This is a genomic window from Nonomuraea sp. LP-02 (assembly GCF_036289125.1).
Classification (GTDB): Bacteria; Actinomycetota; Actinomycetes; order Streptosporangiales; family Streptosporangiaceae; genus Nonomuraea; species Nonomuraea bangladeshensis.
Window position 1 is genome coordinate 5,579,562 of record NZ_JAXCLK010000001.1, and the last position, 21,001, is coordinate 5,600,562.

20 protein-coding genes are annotated in these 21,001 nt (G+C 71.2%); 6 read left to right on the plus strand and 14 right to left on the minus strand.

Features of this window, described 5'->3' with window-relative positions:
• Window positions 1-214: 214 nt before the first annotated feature.
• Window positions 215-2,086, minus strand: coding sequence for an acyl-CoA dehydrogenase family protein (locus SMD20_RS25900; RefSeq protein WP_329585634.1), 1,872 nt, complete (start codon window positions 2,084-2,086; stop codon window positions 215-217).
• Window positions 2,087-2,229: 143 nt separating this feature from the next.
• Between SMD20_RS25900 and SMD20_RS25905 the strand changes: the two genes are divergently transcribed.
• Window positions 2,230-3,648 (plus strand): serine hydrolase domain-containing protein, encoded by a 1,419-nt coding sequence (locus SMD20_RS25905; protein WP_329585635.1) that lies wholly within the window; start codon window positions 2,230-2,232, stop codon window positions 3,646-3,648.
• Here the strand turns inward: SMD20_RS25905 and SMD20_RS25910 are convergent.
• Window positions 3,596-4,783 (minus strand): MFS transporter, encoded by a 1,188-nt coding sequence (locus SMD20_RS25910; protein ID WP_329585637.1) that lies wholly within the window; start codon window positions 4,781-4,783, stop codon window positions 3,596-3,598. The genes SMD20_RS25905 and SMD20_RS25910 overlap by 53 nt on opposite strands.
• Window positions 4,784-4,841: 58 nt before the next feature.
• Here SMD20_RS25910 and SMD20_RS25915 point away from each other — a divergent pair, with 58 nt between their 5' ends.
• On the plus strand, window positions 4,842-5,195 hold the full coding sequence (locus SMD20_RS25915; RefSeq protein ID WP_329585640.1) for a MerR family transcriptional regulator: 354 nt from the start codon (window positions 4,842-4,844) through the stop codon (window positions 5,193-5,195).
• Between the two features lie 45 nt (window positions 5,196-5,240).
• Here SMD20_RS25915 and SMD20_RS25920 read toward each other — a convergent pair whose 3' ends face one another.
• The 6 genes from SMD20_RS25920 to SMD20_RS25945 all read right to left on the minus strand — a co-directional run bounded on the left by SMD20_RS25920 (window position 5,241) and on the right by SMD20_RS25945 (window position 11,114).
• Complete coding sequence (locus SMD20_RS25920; RefSeq protein WP_329585644.1) at window positions 5,241-6,386, minus strand: acetyl-CoA C-acetyltransferase; 1,146 nt, start codon at window positions 6,384-6,386, stop codon at window positions 5,241-5,243.
• A gap of 72 nt (window positions 6,387-6,458) precedes the next feature.
• Entirely contained in the window at window positions 6,459-7,112 is a 654-nt protein-coding gene (locus SMD20_RS25925) for a hypothetical protein (protein ID WP_329585647.1), read from the minus strand.
• Window positions 7,113-7,159: 47 nt separating this feature from the next.
• Window positions 7,160-7,930, minus strand: a complete 771-nt coding sequence (locus SMD20_RS25930) for a class F sortase (RefSeq protein WP_329585650.1) — start codon at window positions 7,928-7,930, stop codon at window positions 7,160-7,162.
• A 5-nt stretch (window positions 7,931-7,935) separates the two neighbouring features.
• Window positions 7,936-8,805 (minus strand): hypothetical protein, encoded by an 870-nt coding sequence (locus SMD20_RS25935; RefSeq protein WP_329585652.1) that lies wholly within the window; start codon window positions 8,803-8,805, stop codon window positions 7,936-7,938.
• 129 nt (window positions 8,806-8,934) lie between these two features.
• Window positions 8,935-9,723 carry a class F sortase gene (locus tag SMD20_RS25940; protein WP_329585654.1) on the minus strand — a complete coding sequence of 263 codons (789 nt, stop codon included), beginning with the start codon at window positions 9,721-9,723 and terminating at the stop codon, window positions 8,935-8,937.
• Window positions 9,723-11,114: a hypothetical protein gene (locus SMD20_RS25945; protein WP_329585657.1), complete on the minus strand. Its 1,392-nt coding sequence runs from the start codon at window positions 11,112-11,114 to the stop codon at window positions 9,723-9,725. Before SMD20_RS25945 ends, SMD20_RS25940 begins: the two co-directional genes overlap by 1 nt.
• A gap of 140 nt (window positions 11,115-11,254) precedes the next feature.
• On the opposite strand from SMD20_RS25945, the gene SMD20_RS25950 reads away from it, so the two are divergent.
• Together SMD20_RS25950 and SMD20_RS25955 are read left to right on the plus strand one after the other, a co-directional pair.
• Complete coding sequence (locus tag SMD20_RS25950; RefSeq protein ID WP_329585660.1) at window positions 11,255-12,400, plus strand: acyl-CoA dehydrogenase family protein; 1,146 nt, start codon at window positions 11,255-11,257, stop codon at window positions 12,398-12,400.
• Between the two features lie 54 nt (window positions 12,401-12,454).
• Entirely contained in the window at window positions 12,455-12,619 is a 165-nt protein-coding gene (locus tag SMD20_RS25955; RefSeq protein ID WP_177240627.1) for a hypothetical protein, read from the plus strand.
• On the opposite strand, the gene SMD20_RS25960 is transcribed toward SMD20_RS25955, so the two are convergent.
• From SMD20_RS25960 to SMD20_RS25975, 4 genes are all read right to left on the minus strand, one after another.
• Window positions 12,616-13,038, minus strand: coding sequence for a MarR family winged helix-turn-helix transcriptional regulator (locus SMD20_RS25960; RefSeq protein ID WP_329585665.1), 423 nt, complete (start codon window positions 13,036-13,038; stop codon window positions 12,616-12,618). The two genes, SMD20_RS25955 and SMD20_RS25960, sit on opposite strands and share 4 nt — an antisense overlap.
• A gap of 12 nt (window positions 13,039-13,050) precedes the next feature.
• Window positions 13,051-13,839, minus strand: coding sequence for an alpha/beta fold hydrolase (locus SMD20_RS25965; protein ID WP_329585668.1), 789 nt, complete (start codon window positions 13,837-13,839; stop codon window positions 13,051-13,053).
• Between the two features lie 16 nt (window positions 13,840-13,855).
• Window positions 13,856-16,081, minus strand: coding sequence for an ATP-binding SpoIIE family protein phosphatase (locus tag SMD20_RS25970; RefSeq protein ID WP_329585671.1), 2,226 nt, complete (start codon window positions 16,079-16,081; stop codon window positions 13,856-13,858).
• Window positions 16,082-16,204: 123 nt separating this feature from the next.
• Entirely contained in the window at window positions 16,205-16,912 is a 708-nt protein-coding gene (locus tag SMD20_RS25975; RefSeq protein WP_329585673.1) for a metal-dependent transcriptional regulator, read from the minus strand.
• An 87-nt stretch (window positions 16,913-16,999) separates the two neighbouring features.
• Here SMD20_RS25975 and SMD20_RS25980 point away from each other — a divergent pair, with 87 nt between their 5' ends.
• Window positions 17,000-17,635, plus strand: a complete 636-nt coding sequence (locus tag SMD20_RS25980) for a UdgX family uracil-DNA binding protein (RefSeq protein WP_329585676.1) — start codon at window positions 17,000-17,002, stop codon at window positions 17,633-17,635.
• Here the strand turns inward: SMD20_RS25980 and SMD20_RS25985 are convergent.
• Together SMD20_RS25985 and pdxH are read right to left on the minus strand one after the other, a co-directional pair.
• A complete protein-coding gene (locus SMD20_RS25985; RefSeq protein WP_329585679.1) occupies window positions 17,632-18,888 on the minus strand; it encodes an MFS transporter in 1,257 nt (418 codons plus the stop codon). The genes SMD20_RS25980 and SMD20_RS25985 overlap by 4 nt on opposite strands.
• Before the next feature lie 10 nt (window positions 18,889-18,898).
• Window positions 18,899-19,576, minus strand: coding sequence for a pyridoxamine 5'-phosphate oxidase (gene pdxH / locus SMD20_RS25990; RefSeq protein ID WP_329585682.1), 678 nt, complete (start codon window positions 19,574-19,576; stop codon window positions 18,899-18,901).
• A gap of 158 nt (window positions 19,577-19,734) precedes the next feature.
• Between pdxH and SMD20_RS25995 the strand changes: the two genes are divergently transcribed.
• Window positions 19,735-20,841: a citrate synthase 2 gene (locus tag SMD20_RS25995; protein ID WP_329585684.1), complete on the plus strand. Its 1,107-nt coding sequence runs from the start codon at window positions 19,735-19,737 to the stop codon at window positions 20,839-20,841.
• Window positions 20,842-21,001 lie beyond the last annotated feature (160 nt).

The following is a 21,001-nucleotide window of genomic DNA, read 5'->3' on the forward strand; positions in this document are numbered from 1 at the left end:
GAGATACCGCCTTCTCGTCGGACGGGTGACGCTGGTCCGTACCAGTGGTCGGACCCCGCCCAGGGGGATGAGCGCACGGGGGCACTGCGATAACCCAGAAGCCCTCCGCGTTTGCGCAAGCGTAAGCGAGCGTTCCCCACCCGGTCTATACCGGGCTGTTGCGGTTCGGCAACAGTCACCGCGACGGTGGCGCACAACCGGTCTAGACCAGATGTCAGGTGATCTTCCGCCGAACGTTCTCGCCGCCCTCGGGCGCGCCGATCCACGGCCCGTCGATGGACGGGTCGAGCACGCCCTCCTCGACGAAGTCGTAGCGGCCGTCCAGCACGTACCCGGCCAGCCGGACGTCCCGCGCGTCGGTGTTGTCCCAGAGCCGGTCGAGCAGCGTGTCCACCCGGCGTCGCGCCTGGTGGCAGAAGGTGTCGGCCAGCTCGTACGGCCGCCGCCCGAGATCGGCGGAGTCGGCCTCGGCCTTGACGCAGACGGCGGTCATGGCGAACAGCTCCGCCCCGATGTCCACGACCCGCCCGAGGAACGCCTGCCGGTGCTCCAGCCGGCCCTGCCAGCGGGACATCGCGTAGAAGGTGGACCGGGCCAGCTTCCTGCTGGTCCGCTCCACGAAGCGGAGGTGGCCGGCGAGGGGGCCGAAGGCGGCGTACCCGCCGGGCAGGGTGCCCGTGCCGGCGACCAGCGTGGGCAGCCAGCCGGCGTAGAAGCGGCCGGCCCGCTTGACCGCCCGGGCGCGTTCCTGGCGGGAGGCGTCCGGGTTGATCAGCTCGCCGGCGGCCGACAGGTGGGCGTCCACGGCCTCGCGGGTGATCGCCAGGTGCATGATCTCGGTGGAGCCCTCGAAGATGCGGTTGATCCTGGCGTCGCGGAGCATCTGCTCGGCGGGCACGCCGCGCTCGCCGCGCGCGGCCAGCGACTCCGCGCTCTCGTAGCCGCGCCCGCCCCTGATCTGGACCAGCTCGTCCAGCACCTGGTAGCCCATCTCCGAGGCGTACAGCTTGCCGAGCGCGGCCTCGATCCTGATGTCGTTGCGCTTGTCGTCGGCCAGGCGGCAGTTGAGCTCCATGACGGCCTCCAGCGCGTACGCGGTGGCCGCGATGAAGGCGATCTTCGTGGCCACGGCCTCGTGCCGGCCGATGGCGTGGCCCCACTGCACGCGGGCGTTGCTCCACTCGCGGGCGATCCGCACCGCCCACTTGGCGTTGCCCGCGCAGGTGGCGGGCAGGGAGAGGCGGCCGGTGTTCAGCGTCGTGAGCGCGATCCGCAGCCCGTCGCCCTCGCGCCCGATCAGGTTCCCGGCGGGCACTCTGACCTGGGAGAACTCGGTGACGCCGTTCTCGATGCCGCGCAGGCCCATGAACGTGTTGCGCCGCCTGACCGTGATGCCCGGCGAGTCGGCCTCGACCACGAACGCGCTGATCCTCTTCCCGGTCCGCGCCATGACCACGAGCAGGTCGGCGATGACGCCGTTCGTCGTCCACAGCTTGACGCCGTCGAGCACGTAGTCGTCGCCGTCGCGGACGGCGGTGGTCGCCAGGCGGGCCGGGTCGGAGCCCACGTCGGGCTCGGTCAGCAGGAACGCCGAGATCTCGCCTCGCGCGCAGCGCGGCAGGAACGCGCGCTTCTGCTCCTCCGTGCCGAACAGCTTCAGCGGCTGCGGCACGCCGATCGACTGGTGCGCCGACAGCAGCGTGGACAGCGCCGGGCAGTACGAGCCGACGAGCATGAGGGCCCGGCAGTAGTACAGGTAGGGCAGGCCGAGCCCGCCGTACTCCTCGCCGATCGTGATGCCGAACGCGCCCAGCCCGGCCAGGCCCTTGACCACGTCGTCCGGGATCTGCCCGGTCCGCTCGATGAGCGCGGGATCGACGTGCCCGTGCAGGAAGCGGCGGACCGCCCGGACGAACTCCTCCCCCCGCTTGGCGGCCTCGTCGGGCAGGGCGGGCGCCGGGTGGACCAGCTCCAGCCGGAAGTCGCCGAGGAAGAGCTGCTTGCCGAAGCTGGGCCGGGTCCACTCCTGCTCGCGCGCCTGCTCACCGACCGCTCTGGACTCCTCGTACCTGGTGTGCTGCGTCATCGCGCCTCCAGACGTCACGCCGTCCCGGTGCCGGTTATATGCCCCTTTCTTGGGCGGGCGAGCACAGACCCGACTTTCGTCAGGGGTGCCGCTTCCCGGACGGCAGATCCGGAGGGGGCCTCGCCTTCCCTAGGTTTCCTGACGTGAAATCCCTCCTGATCAGCCTGTTCGCGGCGGGCGCCCTCTTCCCGGCCCCCGCGACCGCCCTGGCCGCCGCCCCCGCTCCCGCCCTGACCCCCGCCTCCGTGGACGCGTACGTGCGCGACGCCGTCACCACCACCGGCCTGCCCGGCCTGTCGGTGGTCGTGACCCACGGCGGCCGGGTCGTGCACGCCGCCGGTTACGGCCACGACTCCGAGGGCCACGCGGTCACCGCCGACACGCCGATGCGGGTGGCCTCGGTGAGCAAGGCGTTCACCGCGACGGCGGTCATGACGCTCGTCGAGCGCGGCAAGATCCGGCTGGACGACCCGGTCGCCGCGCAGCTCCCCGGCTTCCGGATGGCCGACCCGCGCGCCTCCCGCGTCACCGTGCGGCAACTGCTCAACCAGACCTCCGGCCTGTCGGACACCACGGTCGACATCAACGCCCTGGAGGAGACGACCACGCTCGCCGGCTACACCGCCCGGCTGTCCGGCGGGCGGCTGCGGGCCGAGCCGGGCACCCGCTGGGAGTACTGCAACGTCAACTACGACCTCGCCGCCAGGCTGGTGGAGGTGGCCGGAGGCCGGGACTTCGGCTCGTACCTGCGTGAGCGGGTCTTCGGGCCGCTCGGCATGAGCTCCAGCGCCGTCAGCGACCAGGTGGTCCGGCCCGCCGACGGCTACAACTCCGTCTACGGGGCCTGGCTGCCGCGCCCCGAACTGCCCGCCTTCCTCAACGGCAGCGGCTCGGGCGGCGTCGTCACCACGGCGAACGACATGGGCAAATGGCTCATCGCCCAGACCGGCGACGGCCGTCCGGTGGTCGGGAAGCAGAGCCTGAAGACCATGCAGACGCCTGCCGCGATCCGCCCGTACGGGATGGGGTGGGGTGTGGAGGAGGAGACCGGGCAGCTCGTGCATTCCGGCAACCTGTTCACGTACACGGCGGTGGCCGCCATCTCCCCGCGCACCGGTTACGGCTTCGCGGTGATGAGCAACAGCGCGGCCCTGCAGGACGACACGTACACGATCATGCAAGGGCTGACGGCGCTGAGCGAGGGCCGCGTGCCCGAGCCGCCGGGCGCCGACCGGCGGCTCTACGACGGGATCCTGGCCGCGTTCGCGCTCGTGGCGGCCGGGCTGGGAGTGCTGGGCGTGCTCCGCGCCCGCCGCTGGGCTGCGAAACCCCGCCGGTGGTACGTGCTCCGGCTGCTGCCCGCCCTGCTGCCGGCCGTGGTGCTGGCGACCTACCCCGACTGGGTGTCGTTCCTCATGAACGGCAGGACCGTCACGTGGGCGCAGCTCACGTACTTCGCGGCCCCGCTGTCGATCACGTTGCTGGTGACCGCCCTCGCGGGGGCCGCCGTCACGCTCGCCCGCGTGCTCGCGCTGAGGGGGCGTAACGGCCGAACGCGTTGACCGCGGGGACGGCGGCGTAGCTCACGGCCAGCGCGGCCAGGGCGAGCGCGGCGGCGGCGAGACCGAGCCACCGCAGGCCGCCGGCCGCGACCAGGCCGCCGCCGAGCGCGGAGCCGGCCGCGATGCCGATGTTGAACGCGCACACGTTCACCGACACCGCCAGCGTCGGCGCGCCGCCCGCGTGCCGCAGCAGCAGGCTCTGCAGCACGGGCGTCGTGGCGGAGGTCAGCAGGCCGAACGCGAGCACCACGGCCACCGCCGCCACCGGCCACCCCAGCGCGAACGGGAACAGCGCCAGCACCACCGCCAGCCCGGCGAACGTCCCGCGCACCGTGGCCGGCAGCGACCGGTCGGCCAGCCGTCCCGCGACCAGGCCGCCCGCCAGGCCGCCCACGCCGTACACCAGCAGCAGCGCCGACACCGCCGCCGGCGCGAACCCGGTGATCCGCGACAGCGCGGGCGCGAGGTAGGTGAACACGGTCGCGGTGGCCGCCAGCCCCACGGCGGTGGTCGCGATCACGACCGGCACCGGCCGGCGCAGCATCGTCCGCAGCTCGGCCGCGACGCTCGTCTCCGGCGCGGCCTCCCGGGGCAGCACCACGGCCAGCAGCGCGACGGCGGCCAGCGCCAGCACCGCGAGCCCCGCGAACGGCGCCCGCCACCCGGCCCCGTCCCCCACCAGCACGCCGATCGGCACGCCCAGCAGGGTCGCCGCCGAGAACCCGGAGCCGACGACCGCGATGGCGGTCCCCACCCGCTCGGGCGCGACCGCCCGCACGGTCAGCATGAGCGCCAGCGTCAGGAACGCGGCGTGGCTGAGCGAGGCGACCACCCTGCCCGCGATCAGCAGCCCGTACGACCCGGCGAAGGCGCAGATCCCGTTGCCCGCCGCGAACAGCACCAGCAGCCCCAGCGCCAGTCCCTTGCGCGGCAGCCGGACCGTCGCGATCGTCACCAGCGGCCCGCCGGCCACGACGCCCAGCGCGTACGCCGTCACCGCGTGCCCGGCCGTGGACAACGTGACGCCCAGGTCGGCGGCCACCTGCGGCAGCAACCCGGCGATCAGATACTCGGAGGTGCCGACCACGAAGACGCTCGCCATGAGCATGGCCGGCACGAGAAGACCCTGTCTCATGCGGGTACGCTAAAGTCTCACATGCATGTGAGAGTCAATCGGCGGTGAGGGAGATCACATGCGGATCGGCGAGCTCGTCCGGCGCACCGGCGTGAGCGAGCGGCTGCTGCGCTACTACGAGGAGCAGGGCCTGCTGGCCCCGGAGCGCCGTCCCAGCGGCTACCGCGACTACACCGAGGCCCACGTGGAGACCGTGCGCCGCATCCGCTGCCTGCTGGCGGCGGGCCTGTCCACCTCGACGATCGCGACCGTGCTGCCCTGCCTGGAGGCCGAGGGCGAGGTGCTGGCCCCCACGTGCCCGGACGTCGTGGGGCGGCTGCGCGGCGAGCGCGAGCGCATCGACCGGGCGCTGGCGGACCTGAGCGAGTCCCGCGACGCCCTCGACCGGGTCATCGCGGCGGCCCGCGTGTGAGCGCCGCCTCCCCTTGACGTGCGGAGGCGGCGCCCCCTTCCCGCTCTAGAGCCGCTCGATGATCGTGACGTTGGCCTGGCCGCCGCCCTCGCACATCGTCTGCAGGCCGTAGCGGCCGCCCGTACGCTCCAGCTCGTGCAGGAGCTTGGTCATCAGGATCGCGCCGGTGCCGCCCAGGGGGTGGCCGAGCGCGATGGCGCCGCCGTTGGGGTTGACCTTGGCCGGGTCGGCCCCGAGCTCGTGCATCCAGGCCAGCGGCACCGGGGCGAACGCCTCGTTGATCTCCACGACGTCGATCTGGTCGATCGACATGCCGGCCTTCTTCAGCGCCCGCTGCGTGGCGGGGATCGGCGCGGTCAGCATGTAGACCGGGTCGTCGCCCATGAGCGCGAGCTGGTGGATGCGGGCGCGCGGGGTCAGCCCGTGGTCCTTGACCGCCTGCTCGGAGGCGATGAGCACGGCGCCCGAGCCGTCGGAGATCTGCGAGGAGGTGGCCGCGGTGATCTGGCCGCCCTCCTTCAGGGTCTTGAGGGTGCCCATCTTCTCCAGGGTGGTGTCCGCCCGGGGGCCCTCGTCGTCCTCGACGCCGTTGATCGGGGCGATCTGCTCCTTGAAGTAGCCGTTCGCGATGGCCTTGGCGGCCCGCTGGTGCGACTCCAGCGCGAACTGCTCCAGGACCTCGCGGGTGTAGCCCCACTTCTCGCACATCAGCTCCGCGCCGCGGAACTGCGAGATCTCCTGCTTGCCGTACCGCTCGACCCACTTCTCGCCGAACGGGAAGGGCATCCCCATGTCCAGGGCGGCCTTGATGGACGAGCCCATGGGGACGATGCTCATCGACTCGACGCCACCGGCCACGACGAGGTCCTGCGTGCCGGACATGACGCCCTGGGCGGCGAAGTGGATCGACTGCTGCGAGGAGCCGCACTGGCGGTCGATGGTGACGCCGGGGACGGTCTCCGGCAGACCGGCCGACAGCCAGGCGTTACGGGCGATGTCCATGCTCTGGGGGCCGAACTGCATGACGCATCCCAGAATGACGTCCTCGACCGCGGCGGGGTCCACGCCGGTGCGCTCGACGAGCGCCTTCAGCGTGTGAGCGGCCAGGTCAGTGGGGTGGACGGTGGAAAGACCGCCCTTCTTCTTGCCGACCGGGGTACGGACCGCCCCGACGATGTACGCCTCTGCCACAGTGCCTCCTGGAAACCGAGCATTATTCGGTTACTAAGGGCAGCCTACAACAGAACGACGTTCTGGCGCTGCTCACTCCGGGGGGAGAAGGTCCTCCGCGGCGTCCACGCGGAACCGCCACCGGTCCACGACCAGCCCGTTGAGCTGGTCGGCGAGCTCCAGCGCCAACGCCCCCAGCTTGGCCGGCTCGTCGCCGCGCAGCTCGATCGCGGTCAGCTCGGTCGCGAACGGCAGCAGCTCCCCCACCGCGGGCGGCTGCCCCTTCTGCGGCACCAGCACGGCCCGGATCTCCCCCGCCGTGAACGTGAACGCGTCGTCCTCCTGCGGCTCCAGCAGCGGCGCCAGCTCCTCGGCGGACGGCCGCACCGGGACGATGACCGCGGGCCCTGTGTCCTCCTCGTCGGCCGGGTCGCTCACCTCGCCGCGGCAGACCGCGAGCCCCTTCAGCCGGAACGCGATGCCCTCGGCCAGGAACCGGTCGAAGAAGTCCAGCGGCAGCGGCCCCTCACCGGCCACCCGCACCGCCCACGATTTCTCCAGCACGCCGCCCGTCAGCCCGGGCTCCGCCTCCACGGGCGCGCACACCCGTACGTCCGTGGCCACGACGTCGTCGCCGTCCAGGCGGGCGGCCGGGTCGGCCAGCCGTACGACGCGCAACAGCTCGGCCGGCTGGACCTTGGCCGGCAGCACCGCCGTCGGGCCCGTACGCAGTCTCCGCTTGGCCATCCAGCCCATGCCCGCCTCCGCGCTTGCCAGTGAGCCGCTCTATGCGGTCAGCTTCGATAGGAGCTCGTCATCGTCGCGTAGACGATGACGTTGTCGGTGTAGTGCCCGGTACGCCGATCGTAGGTCCCGCCGCAGGTGATCAGGTGCAGTTGGGCGTTGTCCTGCGGCCCGTAGACGCGCTGGGTCGGGAACGTCTTCTTGTTCGCCTGCTCCACGCCGCCCACGGTGAACACCGCCGTGGTCTTGTCCTGCCGCTTGACCTCGATGGTGTCGCCGTTCTTGATCTCGGGCAGCCTGCTGAACACCGCGCTGCGCGTCCTGGTGTCCTTGTGCCCGAGCAGCACGGCCGGGCCCGCCTCGCCCGGCGTGGACATGCTGCGGTACCAGCCCACGAGGTTCGGGTCGTCCGCCGGAGGCACCTCGATCGTGCCGTCCTTGGCCAGGCCCACGGTCTTGACCGGGGCGTTGATGCCCAGCCGCTTGATCACGACCCGGATCGGGGTGGACGGCAGCATCGGCGGGGCCGGGGTGATCTGCGGCAGCGGCGGCGGCGCGTCGGGGTCGGCCTGGAAGAGCGCCTGCTCCGGGTTGTTGCCCGCGGCGTGCGGCTGGGACGGCAGCGCCAGGCTGTCGCGGTTGTTCGCGGCGAGGCCGTACTCGTCGGGCGAGCCCAGCACGATCAGCAGCCCGGCCACGACCGTCACGACCCCGGCGATGGCCGCCACGATCAGCACCGCCCTGAGCGCCGTGCTCCCCTTGTCCGGCTGCGGCGGCTGCGGGGCCGGATATTCGCCGCCGTACGGGTGGTATCCCGACACCGCGCTCAGCCCCTGGTCGCGTTGCGCCGGCGCATGAGCAGCCCGCCCAGCGCGGCGGCACCGATCAGCGCGGTTCCGGTCAGGATGAACGTCCGCCCGTCCGGCCCCATCGTGCCGCCCAGACCGGTGTCGGCGCCCGCCTTGGGGGTCTGGGACTTCCTCGTGGACTGCTTGCTGGACGGGGTGACGGTGACGATCTCGGTGGTCGTCTTGGTCGGCTTCGGGGTGGAGGTGGTGGGCGTGGGCGTCGGCGTGCCGGTCCCGGTATTGGTGGGAGTGCCGGTGCCCGTGGGCGTGCCCGTGCCCCCGGTCTTCACGACGAACTGCGCCGACGGCCCCCCGGACGCGCCCGGCGCGCAGGTGTAGACGGGGTGGCCGTTGACCTGGAGCGCGAAGCCGCCACCCTTGAGCGCCACCGTGCCGGTCGCGGTCGGCGTGATCACCATGGTCATGGTGGCCAGCGGCATCGGGCTGCCCTCTGAGATCGTCGCGAACGGCGTGGACGTCTGCCCCACCGTCACCGGCGTCGCGGGCACCGGGGTGCCGCTCGGGCTGATCGTGCCCACGGCCACCACGGTGCTGCTCGGCGTGATCTCCGAGGGCGCCGGGAGCCGGCTCTCGGTGGCGGTCGGCTGCGCGATGTCCCACGTCACGGTGACCGCCCCACTGGGCGTGGCGGCGGCCGGGGTGCGCAGCTCCATGCGGAAGGGCACGTTCGTGGCCGTCTGGTTCCCCGTCGCCGTACAGCTGTAGACCACATCGACCGGGGCGGCCAGCGCGGCCACCACCGGCAGTCCACCGAAGATCCCTGCACCGAGGACGGCCATGGCGGATGTCTTGAGGGCGAGGCGGCGCCGCGCCTTGGACGTCAGCACTTCCATCTCCAATTCAGCGCAGGTTGGCGGGAGTGTGCCAGTTTTCCAATTCTTGGTCTCGGCTAGGTGAAGATCTTACGAACTCTACCTGTCAACTTCCCGTAAACCGTCAAACCGGTTGCTCCCGGGTCAGACCTTCTTCTTCGAGAGCGTGGCGTACACGACGATGTTGTCCTTGTAGCTGTGCGCTCCCTTGTTGTAGACGCCGCCGCAGGTGATCAGCCGGAGCTGCGCGCCCTCGGTGTTGCCGTAGACGCGCTTCGTCGGGAACGTCGTCTTGCTGACCTGCTCGATCCCGCTCACCGTGTAGCGGGCGATCTTGCCGTCCGACCGGTACACGTAGATGTTGTCGCCCTTCACCAGCTCCGAGAGCCGGGCGAAGACGGCGGGACCCTTGCGGGTGCTGACGTGCCCGTTGATGATCGTCGGGCCGTTCTCGCCCGGGAGCGGGGAGAAGCGGTACCAGCCGGTCTGGTTCGGCTTGCTCAGCGACGGGGTGCCCAGGTTGCCCTTGATGTCCACCGTGACCTGGCCGACCGGCGCGTTCACCTTGATCTTCGGGATCTTGATCCGCGACGGCTTCGCCTTGGTCTTGGCCTTCGTGGTCTTGGCCGCCGGGATCGGAGCCACGGTCGGCACGGCGGCCAGCGGCGGCGGCGCGTCGATACGGGCCGGGGTCAGGCCGCTCTTGCCGCCGGGGCCGACGGTCGGCGGCAGGACGAACGCGCCCGCGTTCTCGATCTGCACCGTGGACGGCTGGCCCGCCGCCAGGGGGCCGCCGGGGCCGGAGCCGTCGTCCACCGTGGGCGCCAGCGAGAGCAGGCCCACCATGACGGCGCCCACCCCGGCCAGCGAGCCCGCGATCAGCAGGCCCGGCATCGCCTTGTCGAGAGTCGACTTCTGCTTCTGCTCGCTCATCACTTCACACCTCCGGCGTGCGCGGCGCGGCGACGCCACAGCACCAGGCCGCCCGCGGCGCTGCCCATGATCATCGCGGAACCGCCCGCGATCAACGTGTACGCCCCGGAGTCCATCGGCGGATCCGGCGCCTCACCGGTGTTCACCCCGCCCTTGGGCGTCTTGACCACCTGCGGCCTGACGTACTTGGTCACGGTCGGGGTGGCCGAGGTCGAGGTGGTGGGGGTGGTGGTGCTGGTGCCGCCGGGTCCGACGATCACGATCCCCGGGTGGGTGTACTGCGAACTCGGCGACGGAGAGTTCGTGCCCGTCGCCGTGTTCGTCGGGGTGCCGGTGCTGGTGTTGGTCGCCGGCGGGCTGGTCGGCGGAGTGATCGTGGGGGAGTTCGTCGGGTCGCTGGTCGTGGGCGGCGGGCTGGTCGGGGCGTCGTGGCCCTTGACGGTGATCTCGACCACGTCCGGCGCGCTGGTCACCACGCAGTTGGCCCGGTGCAGCGTCGGCGGCTCGATCATGGCGCCGGTGTGCACCTTGAACGCGTCCAGGTGGATGGGCTGGTTGTCCAGGTTGCGGATGATGACGGTGTGCTTGCCGTACGGCAGGTCCACCCGCTTCCACAGGGAGACGTTGCCGTTGATGGCGTTCGTCGGCTGGCCGCTCTCGGTCTTGGTGGGGTCGACGACGCCGGTGGTGTCGTCGTCCACGCGCACCCGCACCTTGCTGACGCCCGGCATCCGGCGGCCGATGTACTCGAAGCCGGTGCCGAGGAAGTCGATCCTGGCCGTGGAGTCCACCTGGGGGCTGGTGTGCACGTCGCGCAGGTGGTCGCCGTACTCGACCGGGGTGGCCGGGTCGTGGACCCAGGGGCCCTGGTACTTGATGCGGTTGAGCTCGTCGTTGTTGATCGTGACCACGCCGGCCGGCGGGATGAAGTCCACGGTCATGCCCTGCGGCCGGAGCTGGATCACGCCCTCCTCGGTGAGGTGGGCGGAGGAGCTGAGGCCGGCCGGCGTCTCCAGCCGGACGTTGGGCTGCAGCGCGGACTGCTCCTGGGTGCCGTGCGCCTCCAGGACGCCGTTCCAGGCACCGTCCAGCTTCATGTTGGCGACGATGCTGGTGAGGGCGCCGGCCTCGAAGTAGTCCGGGGAGAGGAATCTGCGGGTGTTGGTGTATTCGAGGGTCCAGGAGAGGTTCATCGCGCTGCCGACCTCGACCACGGTGGGGATGTTCACCCGCGCCTTGATCGTCACCGGGTTGTTCCCGGCGATGCCGCCGGTGCAGCTGTAGTTGACGACGAGATTGAACGACTCCGCCTCGGCGGGCGTCATGACTAACGCCGCCGACGCGGCCATGCCCACCCCTGCGGCGATCAACGCCTTGCGCCACCGACTCACGGGAGACTCCGATCACCCACAAATAGACCGAGGGTAGATCCTAGAGTCGCGAAGACCGACAACACATACGGAATGCCCCATCTTCCGTCACTTGTGATGAAGCCGTGTCCAGTAACAGAATCCCGTTCTGGAGGTGGCGTATGGAGAGAGATCTTTTCGACGAGGAGCACCTGCTCTTCCGTGAGACGGTGCGCGAGTTCATGACCCGCGAGGTGGTGCCGCATCACGCGCAGTGGGAGAAGGAGGGCATCGTCCCGCGCGAGGTCTGGAAACAGGCCGGCGAGCTGGGGATGTTCGGGTTCTCGGTGCCCGAGGAGTACGGCGGCGCGGGCGTCAAGGACTTCCGCTACAACGCGGTGATCGTCGAGGAGATCATCCGGCACGGCGCGTCCGGCCTCGGGTTCTCGCTGCACAACGACGTCATGGCCCCGTACGTCGTGGACCTCACGAACGACGAGCAGAAGCAGCGCTGGCTGCCCGGCTTCGTGAGCGGCGAGCTGATCACCGCGATCGCGATGAGCGAGCCCGGCGCGGGCAGCGACCTGCAGGGCATCAGGACGACCGCGGTCCGCGAGGGCGACCACTACGTCATCAACGGCCAGAAGACCTTCATCACCAACGGCATCAACGCCGACCTGGTGGTCGTGGTCACCAAGACCGATCCGGCGGCCAGGGCCAGGGGCACGACGCTGATCGTCGTCGAGCGGGGCACGGAGGGCTTCCAGCGCGGGCGCAACCTGGACAAGGTCGGCATGAAGGCCCAGGACACCGCCGAGCTGTTCTTCGAGAACGTCCGGGTCCCCGTCGCCAACCGCCTCGGCCCGAACGACGGCGAGGGCTTCTTCCAGCTCATGCACAACCTGCCCCAGGAGCGCCTGTCGATCGCCGTGGCGGCCGTGGCCTCGGCGGAGTCGGTGCTGGAGCAGACCATCGAGTACTGCAGGTCCCGCCAGGCCTTCGGCCGCAACATCGGCTCGTTCCAGAACACCAGGTTCGTCCTGGCCGAGCTGGCGACCGAGACCGACATCGCCCGCACCTACGTCGACAGGTGCATCCTCGCGCTCAACGCCGGCAAGCTGACGGCGGTGGACGCGGCCAAGGCCAAGTGGTGGACCACCGAGCTGCAGAACAAGGTCATCGACCGCTGCCTCCAGCTCCACGGCGGCTACGGCTACATGACGGAGTACCCGGTGGCGAGGGCCTGGCTGGACAGCCGGGTGCAGACGATCTACGGCGGCACCACCGAGATCATGAAGGAGATCATCGGCCGGTCCTTCGATTTCTGACCGGAAACCCGCGGGGCCGCGCGCGGCCCGGCCCCGCGCCGCATACTGGACAGCATGGAATCCGGCGGCCTGATCCTCCTGGTCTTCCTGGCGTTGCTGTTCGCCTGGCTGCTCAACCGGGTGCGCCGGGCCTTCCGCCTGGGAGCCGTGGGTTACGCGGGCGTGATGATCGTGTTCATCATCGCCATGCTGCTCGTCTGGGGCCAGACGAAGGTCTAGCGCATCCCTTCCACGAACCGGCTGAGCAGCCGGGCGAACTCCGCCCGCTCGGCCGCCGTCCACGTCCGCGTGACCGCAGCGAAGCTCTCCTGCCTGCTCTCGTGCGCGCGGGCCAGCGCGTCCCGCCCGGCGTCGGTCAGCACCAGGTGCGAGCGCCGGCCGTCGGCCTGGTCGGCCTCGCGCCGCACCAGGCCGCCCGTCACGGCGGCGGCCACCAGCCGGCTCGCCCGCGGCTGGTCCACGCCCAGCGCCTCGGCCACCCCGGTCACCGTGACCGGCTCGCGGGCGCCCTCGATGACGTCGAGGACGTCGTGCTCGGGGCCCGCCCCGTCGGCCGCGGCGAGAGCGCGCCGCCGCTGCCTGCGCCTGATGGCGACCATCGCGCGTTCGATGGCGGCGATGTCCTGGTCCTCGTGCATATGGTGGCGATGCTACCCCGGCAGAACCGGCTGGATCGCGTCCAGGATCACCCGCGCGACCAGCGCGGGATCGTCGCTCATCGGGACGTGACCGCACCCGTTCAGCAGCTTGACCCGCTGCCCCGACCACCGCGCGGCGCGGACCGCCTGCCTGCGCAGCAGCAGCCGGTCGTGCTCGCCCCAGGCGATCGTGATCGGCGACTTGGGCGGCGCGGGCGGCATGAGCCCCTCGAAGGAGGCGAGCGTCTCGTCGAAGCCGGGCGCGGCGGCCAGCGCCTGCGTGGCCGCGATCAGCGCCGTGGGCTCCATCCTCGCGGGATGCGCGACCAGCACCCCGGCGGACACGGCCCGCGAGGCGGGCTCCTCCGCCATGCGGACAGCCTGCTCGGGCGGCAGAGCGCGGGCGGTGGCGCGGAGCGCGCGCAGCACCGTGCGGGCGTACAGGAACTCGGAACGGGTCCAGAAACCGGCCGGCGACAGCGCCACGGCCGAGCTGACGACGCCGCGGGCGGCCAGTTCGAGCGCGAGGTAGCCGCCGAGCGAGTTGCCCGCGACGGCGGGCTCGCGGATGCCGAGCATCGCGCAGAACGACTCGACCGCGTCCGCAAGCGACTCCGGTGTGTACGGGGTGCCCGCCGGCAGCCCCGGCGAGTCGCCGAAACCGGGCAGGTCCACGGCGAAGACCGTACGCGCGGCGGCGAGCCGGTCCAGCACCGGCAGCCAGGCCTGCCAGTGGTGCCCGATGCCGTGGATGAGGATCAGCGGCGCGCCGGTGCCCCGCCGTTCGAAGGCCAGGTCCATCCGGCCAGTAGACCACTCACCTGCCGCGGGTGGGAATCTCGAACCAGACGGCTTTGCCTTCCTTGGTAGGACGCGAGCCCCAACGCCGGGCAAGCTGGTCCACGAGGTAAAGGCCGCGCCCGCCCTCGTCGTTCTCGCCCGCGCTGCGGATCCGCGGCAGACGCAGGTCCTGGTCGAACACCTCGACCCAGACCGCCTCCTCGCCCCGGCGCAGCCGGAGCGTGAACTCCTTGTCGCCGATCGCCTCGTCCTCGAAGCCGGGCATGTCCCAGGACTCCTCGAACGGCAGCGGCGGCCCGTCCACGGACAGCTCCCTGCGCGGCACGGTGGCGGTGGAGGCGTGCAGGACGACGTTGGTGACGACTTCGGAGACCAGCAGACAGGCCAGCTCGGCCCGCTCCTCGGGCACGTTCCAGCCGGAGAAGGCCTCGGCGGCCATCCGCCGCGCCTCGCCGACCATGATCGGCTGCGCCGGGAACGTGCGCTCCTCGACGTCGAGATCGACGTCGCTGGAGCGGACCACCAGGATCGCCATGTCGTCGTCGATCTCGCCGGGCACCGCGACCGTGGCGGTCTCGGCGATGCGCTCGACGTCGGCGTCGGACAGCTTGGACAGCTTCTCGCAGAGCACGCCCAGCGTCTCGGAGTCGCTCGGCGGGTGGCCGTCGCGGCCGGGCCGCCGGTCGACCAGGCCGTCGGTGTAGAGCAGCAGCGCCGCACCCGGCGGGAGGGCGCGCGTCTCCTCCTTGTAGACCAGGTCGGCGTGCAGGCCCTTGGCGCGGACGCCGAGCGGCTGGCCGACCTCCTCGATGTCGAGCTCCACGCACTGGCCGTCGACCAGCAGCAGCGGCGGGGCGTGCCCGGCGTTGGCGAAGGACAGCTGCCGCGACCAGGCGTCGTAGACGAGGTACTGGCAGGTCACGATGGGCGGGATGCTGATGTCGGCGCCGTTGTCGTCCTGCTCGGGCGTGGCGATGATGCGGGTCCACTCGTCGAGCCTGGCGAGGATGTCGGCGGGCGACTTGTCGTCCTGCGCGAAGGCCCGCAGGGCGGCCCTGAGCTGGCCCATGACGGCCGCCGCCTTGGCGCCCCGGCCCTCGACGTCGCCGATGACGATGCCGACCCGGCCGGCCGACAACGGGATCACGTCGTACCAGTCGCCGCCGACCTGGGTCTGGATGCCCTGCCCGTGGGAGGCCAGCGGAGCCGCCGGGTAGTAGCGCACCGCGATCTGCAGGCCGTCGAGACGGGGCAGCGCGCCGCGCGGCAGCAGGTATTTCTGGAACGACTCGGCGGTGTGTCGCTCCTCCTCGAACAGCAGCGCGTTGTCGATCGCGACCGCGACCCGGGTGGCGATGGCTCCGACGAAGTCACGGTCGAAGGCGTCGTAGTGAGGGCTGCGGCGGTCGGTGAGGTTGGACAGGCCGAGGTACATCAGGCCCAGGGTCTCGCCGCGCACCAGCAGCGGGGCGACGATGGCCGAGGTCATGCCGATCTCGCCGCACAGGCGGGCGCTGCCCTCGCTGGGCGAGGGGAAGCTGCTGGTGGCGAAGTCCTCGACGAGGATGGTCTCCTGGCGGCGCAGCGCGGTGTCGGCGTAGTGGCCGATGGGGTAGCGAATCTCCGCGCCCACCGGCTTCCACGTGCCCGACGGCGGGGTCCACCCCTGCACGTGCTGCGCGACCCGCCGGACGAGGCGGTCGCCCTCCATCAGCTCGATGAAGCAGTGGTCGGCGAACTGCGGGACGAGCATCTCGGCGACCCGCTTGAGCGTCTCCTCGACGTAGAGGGAGCCGGCCAGCCGCTCGCCGATGCGCTCCAGCAGGCCGAAGCGGTCCTTCTCGCGCTCGTTGCTGCGCAGGGCCTCGCGGGCGGTGATCACGATGCCGGTGACGGCTCCGGAGGTGTGGCGCAGCGGCACGGCCTGGGCGCGGACGTAGACGATGGTGCCGTCGCCGCGCTTGACGTCGAAGGTGCCCTCCCACACCCCGCCCTTGAGCACGTGCTTGGCCAGCTCGATCGCCTGCGGGTGGTCCTTCTCCATGATCCCGAGGGACAGGACGGAGGTGTCCCGCGGCGCCGCGGGACCCGGCCGGCCGAAGAGCTTCTCGGCGAAGGGGTTCCAGTAGAGGAGATTGCTGAAACGGTCGGTGACGATCACCGCCATCTCGGCATGGTCGAGAACGGACCCGGCGGCGAGATGATCAACCCCGTCCTGTGACAGATCCCCCCAACGCTTCATCCGAAGACCACTCCTCGGGGTGGCGAGCATGCACAGCGAACCACGAGCGCTCCTGCAACAGTCTTGGTCTGGGGAGAGTGGAGGGCCTCCCAGAAGGGATTCAACCAAGCCGCTGCGCGCACGTCAGCGCTTGGAGACAAAAACGTGCGCGGCAACATCACGCGGAAGCTCCGCGGGATTGTCGTTCGCGTCACCGTCACCTGTCACCCGCACACCGTCGTCGCTCGCCGCGAGCGTCACCTCGCGTCCGGGTTGTATCCCAACTTGCTTGAGTTTAAGCATCACAGCGGGATCACTTTGCACTTGTTCGCTAATTCGCCGCACCACCACGGGCACGCTCATGGGGCCCACCGCGATGTCGCACATCGACGTGAGCCCGTCGGGAGCGGCCTCGGCCGGCTCCTTGGCTCCGAGCTCCGCCAGACCGGGGATGGGATTGCCGTGCGGGCACACGGTGGGGTTGTCGAGCAGGGTCACCAGCCGGGCCTCCACCGACTCCGACATCACGTGCTCCCAGCGGCACGCCTCGACGTGGACCTCTTCCCACGGCAGGCCGATGACCTGGGTGAGCAGGCATTCGGCGAGGCGGTGCTTGCGCATCACGCGGGTGGCGAGCTGGCGGCCCAGGTCGGTCATCGCGAGGTGGCGGTCGCCCTCGACCCGGACGAGGCCGTCGCGCTCCATGCGGGCGACGGTCTGGCTCACGGTGGGGCCGCTCTGCTGCAGGCGCTCGGCGATGCGGGCACGCAGCGGGACGATGCCCTCCTCCTCGAGCTCGTAAATCGTGCGGAGGTACATCTCCGTCGTGTCGATCAGGCCGTGTGCGGTCAAGGCAGTCCTCCCAACTGAATGTTACGTCGGTCGTGGCGGGGACTGAGCCCGTCCGCCTCGGGCACGTAGGTCACGCAGGGAACCCTATTGGGAGAACGACCGACGATGGTCAAGGACGGCAACAACGACGCGACGGACTTCCTTCCCGACCGGCTCGACCTCGCCTCTCTGCGCGCGGCGGCGGCCCGCTGCGAGGGCTGCGATCTCTATCGCGACGCCACGCAGACGGTGTTCGGCGAGGGCCCGGAAAAGGCCACCTTCATGCTCGTGGGCGAGCAGCCGGGAGACCAGGAGGACCGGCAGGGGCATCCGTTCGTGGGCCCGGCGGGCCGCGTACTGGACAGAGGGCTGGAGGAGGCGGGGATCGCGCGCGACGACGTGTACGTGACCAACGCCGTCAAGCACTTCTCCTGGGTGCCGCGCGGCAAGCGGCGCATCCACCAGAAGCCGACGGCCGGCGAGATCACCGCCTGCCGGCCGTGGCTGGAGGCCGAGCTGGCCGCCGTGGAGCCGCGCGTGGTCGTGGTGCTCGGCGCGACGGCGGCGCGCTCGCTGCTCGGTGCCGCGTTCAGGGTGACGCGGCACCGGGGGGAGGTGGTGCCGCTCGGCGACCGCCTGGCGGTGGCGACGATCCACCCGTCCGCCGTGCTGCGCGCCCCCGACCGGGAGGCCGCGTACGCGGGCTTCCTTTCCGACCTCCGCGCGGCGGCGGGCGTCGCCTAGCCCGCCCGCTCGGCCACCAGGTCGGCGCGGTAGTTGCGGAAGCCCGCGACCGACAGCCCGACGACGAGCACCACGGCCGCGCAGGCGAGGCCGCCGCCCACCCAGGCGCCGCTCAGCCCGAGCATCGTGGCGGTCGCGCCGGCCCGCAGGTCGCCGAGGCGCGGCCCGCCGGCCACGACCACCATGAACGCGCCCTGCATCCGCCCGCGCATCTCGTCCGGCGCGTAGAGCTGGAGGATCGACTGCCGCCACACCGACGAGATCACGTCGGCCACGCCGCCGACGGCCATGAACGTCACCACCAGCCACAGGTTCCCCGTCATCCCGGCGGCGGCGACGGCGAGCCCCCACACGGCGATGACGACGACCAGCGCGACGCCCTGCCGCCGTACCCGGCCGACCCAGCCGGAGAACAGCGCGCCGACGACGGAGCCGATGGCCATGGCGGCGTTGAGCCAGCCGAGCGCGAGCGCCGAGCCGCCGAACCACAGGTCGGCCGCCTCGGGGAAGAGCGCCCTGGGCAGGGCGAAGACCATGGCGATGATGTCCACGACGAACGACATGAGCAGCACGGGGCTGCGCATGATGAAGGCGAGCCCCTCCAGCACGGCCCGCGCGCCCGGCCGGGTCACCTCGCCCAGCGGGGGCAGCGCGGGCAGCTTGAACGCCGCGTAGAGGCCGGCGGTGAACAGCAGGGCGTCCACGGCGTAGGCGGCCGCGTACCCGCCGCCCACGAGCAGCAGGCCGCCGACCATCGGCCCGATCACCGCGCCGATGCTGTAGACCAGCGAGTTGAGCGCGTTGGCCGCGGGGACCAGCTCCGGCCGCAGGATGCGGGGGATGATCGCGCCCCGGGTCGGCCCGGTGATGGCGAACCCGGTGGCGTTCACCGCGACCGCGGCGAAGATCACGTAGACGTTGTCGAGCCCGATCAGCGCCTGGATGAGGATGAACAGCGTCGCCGTCCAGGCCACGGCCGATCCGGCGAGCAGCAGCTTGCGCCGGTCGACGGCGTCGGCCACGGCCCCGCCCCACAGCCCGAAGACCACGAGCGGGACCAGGTTGGCCAGGCCGAGCAGCCCGACCCAGAACGAGGACCCGGTGATGTCGTAGACCTGCTTGCCGACCGCGACGACGGTGACCCCAACCCCTACGTGCGAGACCGCCTGGCCGAGCCAGATCCGCCGGTAGGCGGGCACGCCGAGCGGCCGGGTGTCCACGAGATGACGCTTGATCAAGTCCCCGAATGCCACTTAACGAACATTAAGGTGCAAGTCTCTCCAGAACCCATCCGGGTGGTGTCCGCCGGTAGCGGAGCCGGTCGTGCATCCGGTCGAGCTGCCCCTGCCAGAACTCCATCTCCACGGGATGGACACGGAACCCGCCCCAGAACTCGGGCACCGGCGGCTCCTCCGGCCAGCGCGCCGCCAGCTTCTCGTAGCGGGCGTCCAGTTCCTCCCTGGAGCGCACGACGGCCGACTGCCGCGACGCCCACGCGCCGATGCGGGAGCCGTACGGGCGGGAGTTGAAGTATTCGGCGGACTCCTCGTGGGAGATGCGGCTCACGGTGCCGTCCACGCGGACCTGGCGGCGGATCGCGTGCCAGGGGAACAGCAGGGACGCGCGGGCGTTCTCGGCCAGGTCGCGGCCCTTGCGGGACTCGTAGTTCGTGTAGAAGACGAAGCCGCGCTCGTCGTAGCCCTTGAGCAGGACGATGCGGGCGCTCGGCCGGCCGCCCGCCGAGGCGGTGGCGAGCACCATGGCGTTGGGCTCCGGGATCCCGGCGTCTGTGGCCTCCTGGAACCAGAGAGTGAACTGGGCGATCGGGTCGGCCGCGAGATCGGCTTCGAGCAGCGGCTCGCCCTCGTACGTGCGTCGGAGCCCCGCCAGAGAGGGCGGGCGCGGGGTGGCATCCACGAGACGGTATTGTTGCGCGCTCATGTGGTAGATCCCACTACACCGCTCCCCACCAGCGGCTTTGGCGCTTCGGCGGGTCCGGAGACGGAGCACGAGCTGTGAGGGGGTTAAATTGACCCGCCGGTATCTCGACATCAAGGCTTTGCATTGCCGGAACATGGCAGAAAGGGAGGCGGCCGAGTATGTCCGACTTCAAACCCGGGCTCGAAGGCGTCGTAGCTTTCGAGACCGAGATCGCGGAACCGGACAAAGAAGGGGGCGCCCTTCGATACCGGGGCGTCGACATCGAAGAGCTGGTCGGCCGTGTCCCCTTCGGGCACGTTTGGGGCCTGCTGGTCGACAACACGTTCCAGCCGGGTCTGCCCCCGGCGGAGCCGTTCCCCATCCCTGTCCACTCCGGTGACATCCGCGTAGACGTGCAGAGCGCGCTGGCCATGCTGGCTCCGGCCTATGGCTTCAAGCCGCTGCTCGACATCAGCGACGACGAGGCCCGCGACCAGCTCGCCCGCGCGTCGGTCATGGCCCTGTCGTTCGTGGCGCAATCCGCCCGTGGTCTCGGCCTGCCGATGGTTCCCGAGAGCAAGGTCGACCAGGCCACCAGCATCGTCGAGCGTTTCATGATCCGCTGGCGCGGCGAACCCGACCCCAAGCATGTCAGGGCCATCGACGCCTACTGGACCTCCGCGGCCGAGCACGGCATGAACGCCTCCACGTTCACCGCCCGCGTCATCGCCTCCACCGGCGCCGACGTGGCCGCCGCGCTCTCCGGCGCCGTGGGCGCCATGTCGGGCCCGCTGCACGGCGGCGCCCCGGCCCGCGTGCTGCACATGATCGAGGGCGTCGAGCAGCTCGGCGACGCCAAGAAGTACGTGCAGAGCGAGCTCGACAAGGGCAACAGGCTCATGGGCTTCGGCCACCGCGTCTACCGCGCGGAGGACCCCCGGGCCCGCGTGCTGCGCCGCACCGCCAAGGAGCTCGACGCCCCTCGGTACGAGGTCGCCGCGGCGCTGGAGCAGGCCGCGCTGGAGGAGCTGCACGCCCGCAAGCCCGACCGGGTGCTCGCGACGAACGTGGAGTACTGGGCGGCCGTGGTGCTCGACTTCGCCGAGGTTCCCTCCAACATGTTCACCTCGATGTTCACCTGCGCCCGCACGGCCGGCTGGGCGGCGCACATCCTTGAGCAGAAGCGCACGGGCAGGCTGGTCCGCCCCAGCGCGAACTACGTCGGCCCGTCCTCGCGCCCGCTGAGCGACGTGCCGGGCGCCGACGAGGTCGTCGGCAAGATCTGACACCCCCTTTCCGGACCAGAGTCCGGTGACGGAACGGACGGCCGCCGCGTGGCTCGCACCCGCGCGGCGGCCTTCCCATGCCCGCCTGCCCCCGCCCTCCGGCAGGGCCACTGACCTGGGCACATAGCAGCAAAACGCGTCAATCTCAGATGTCGGACCC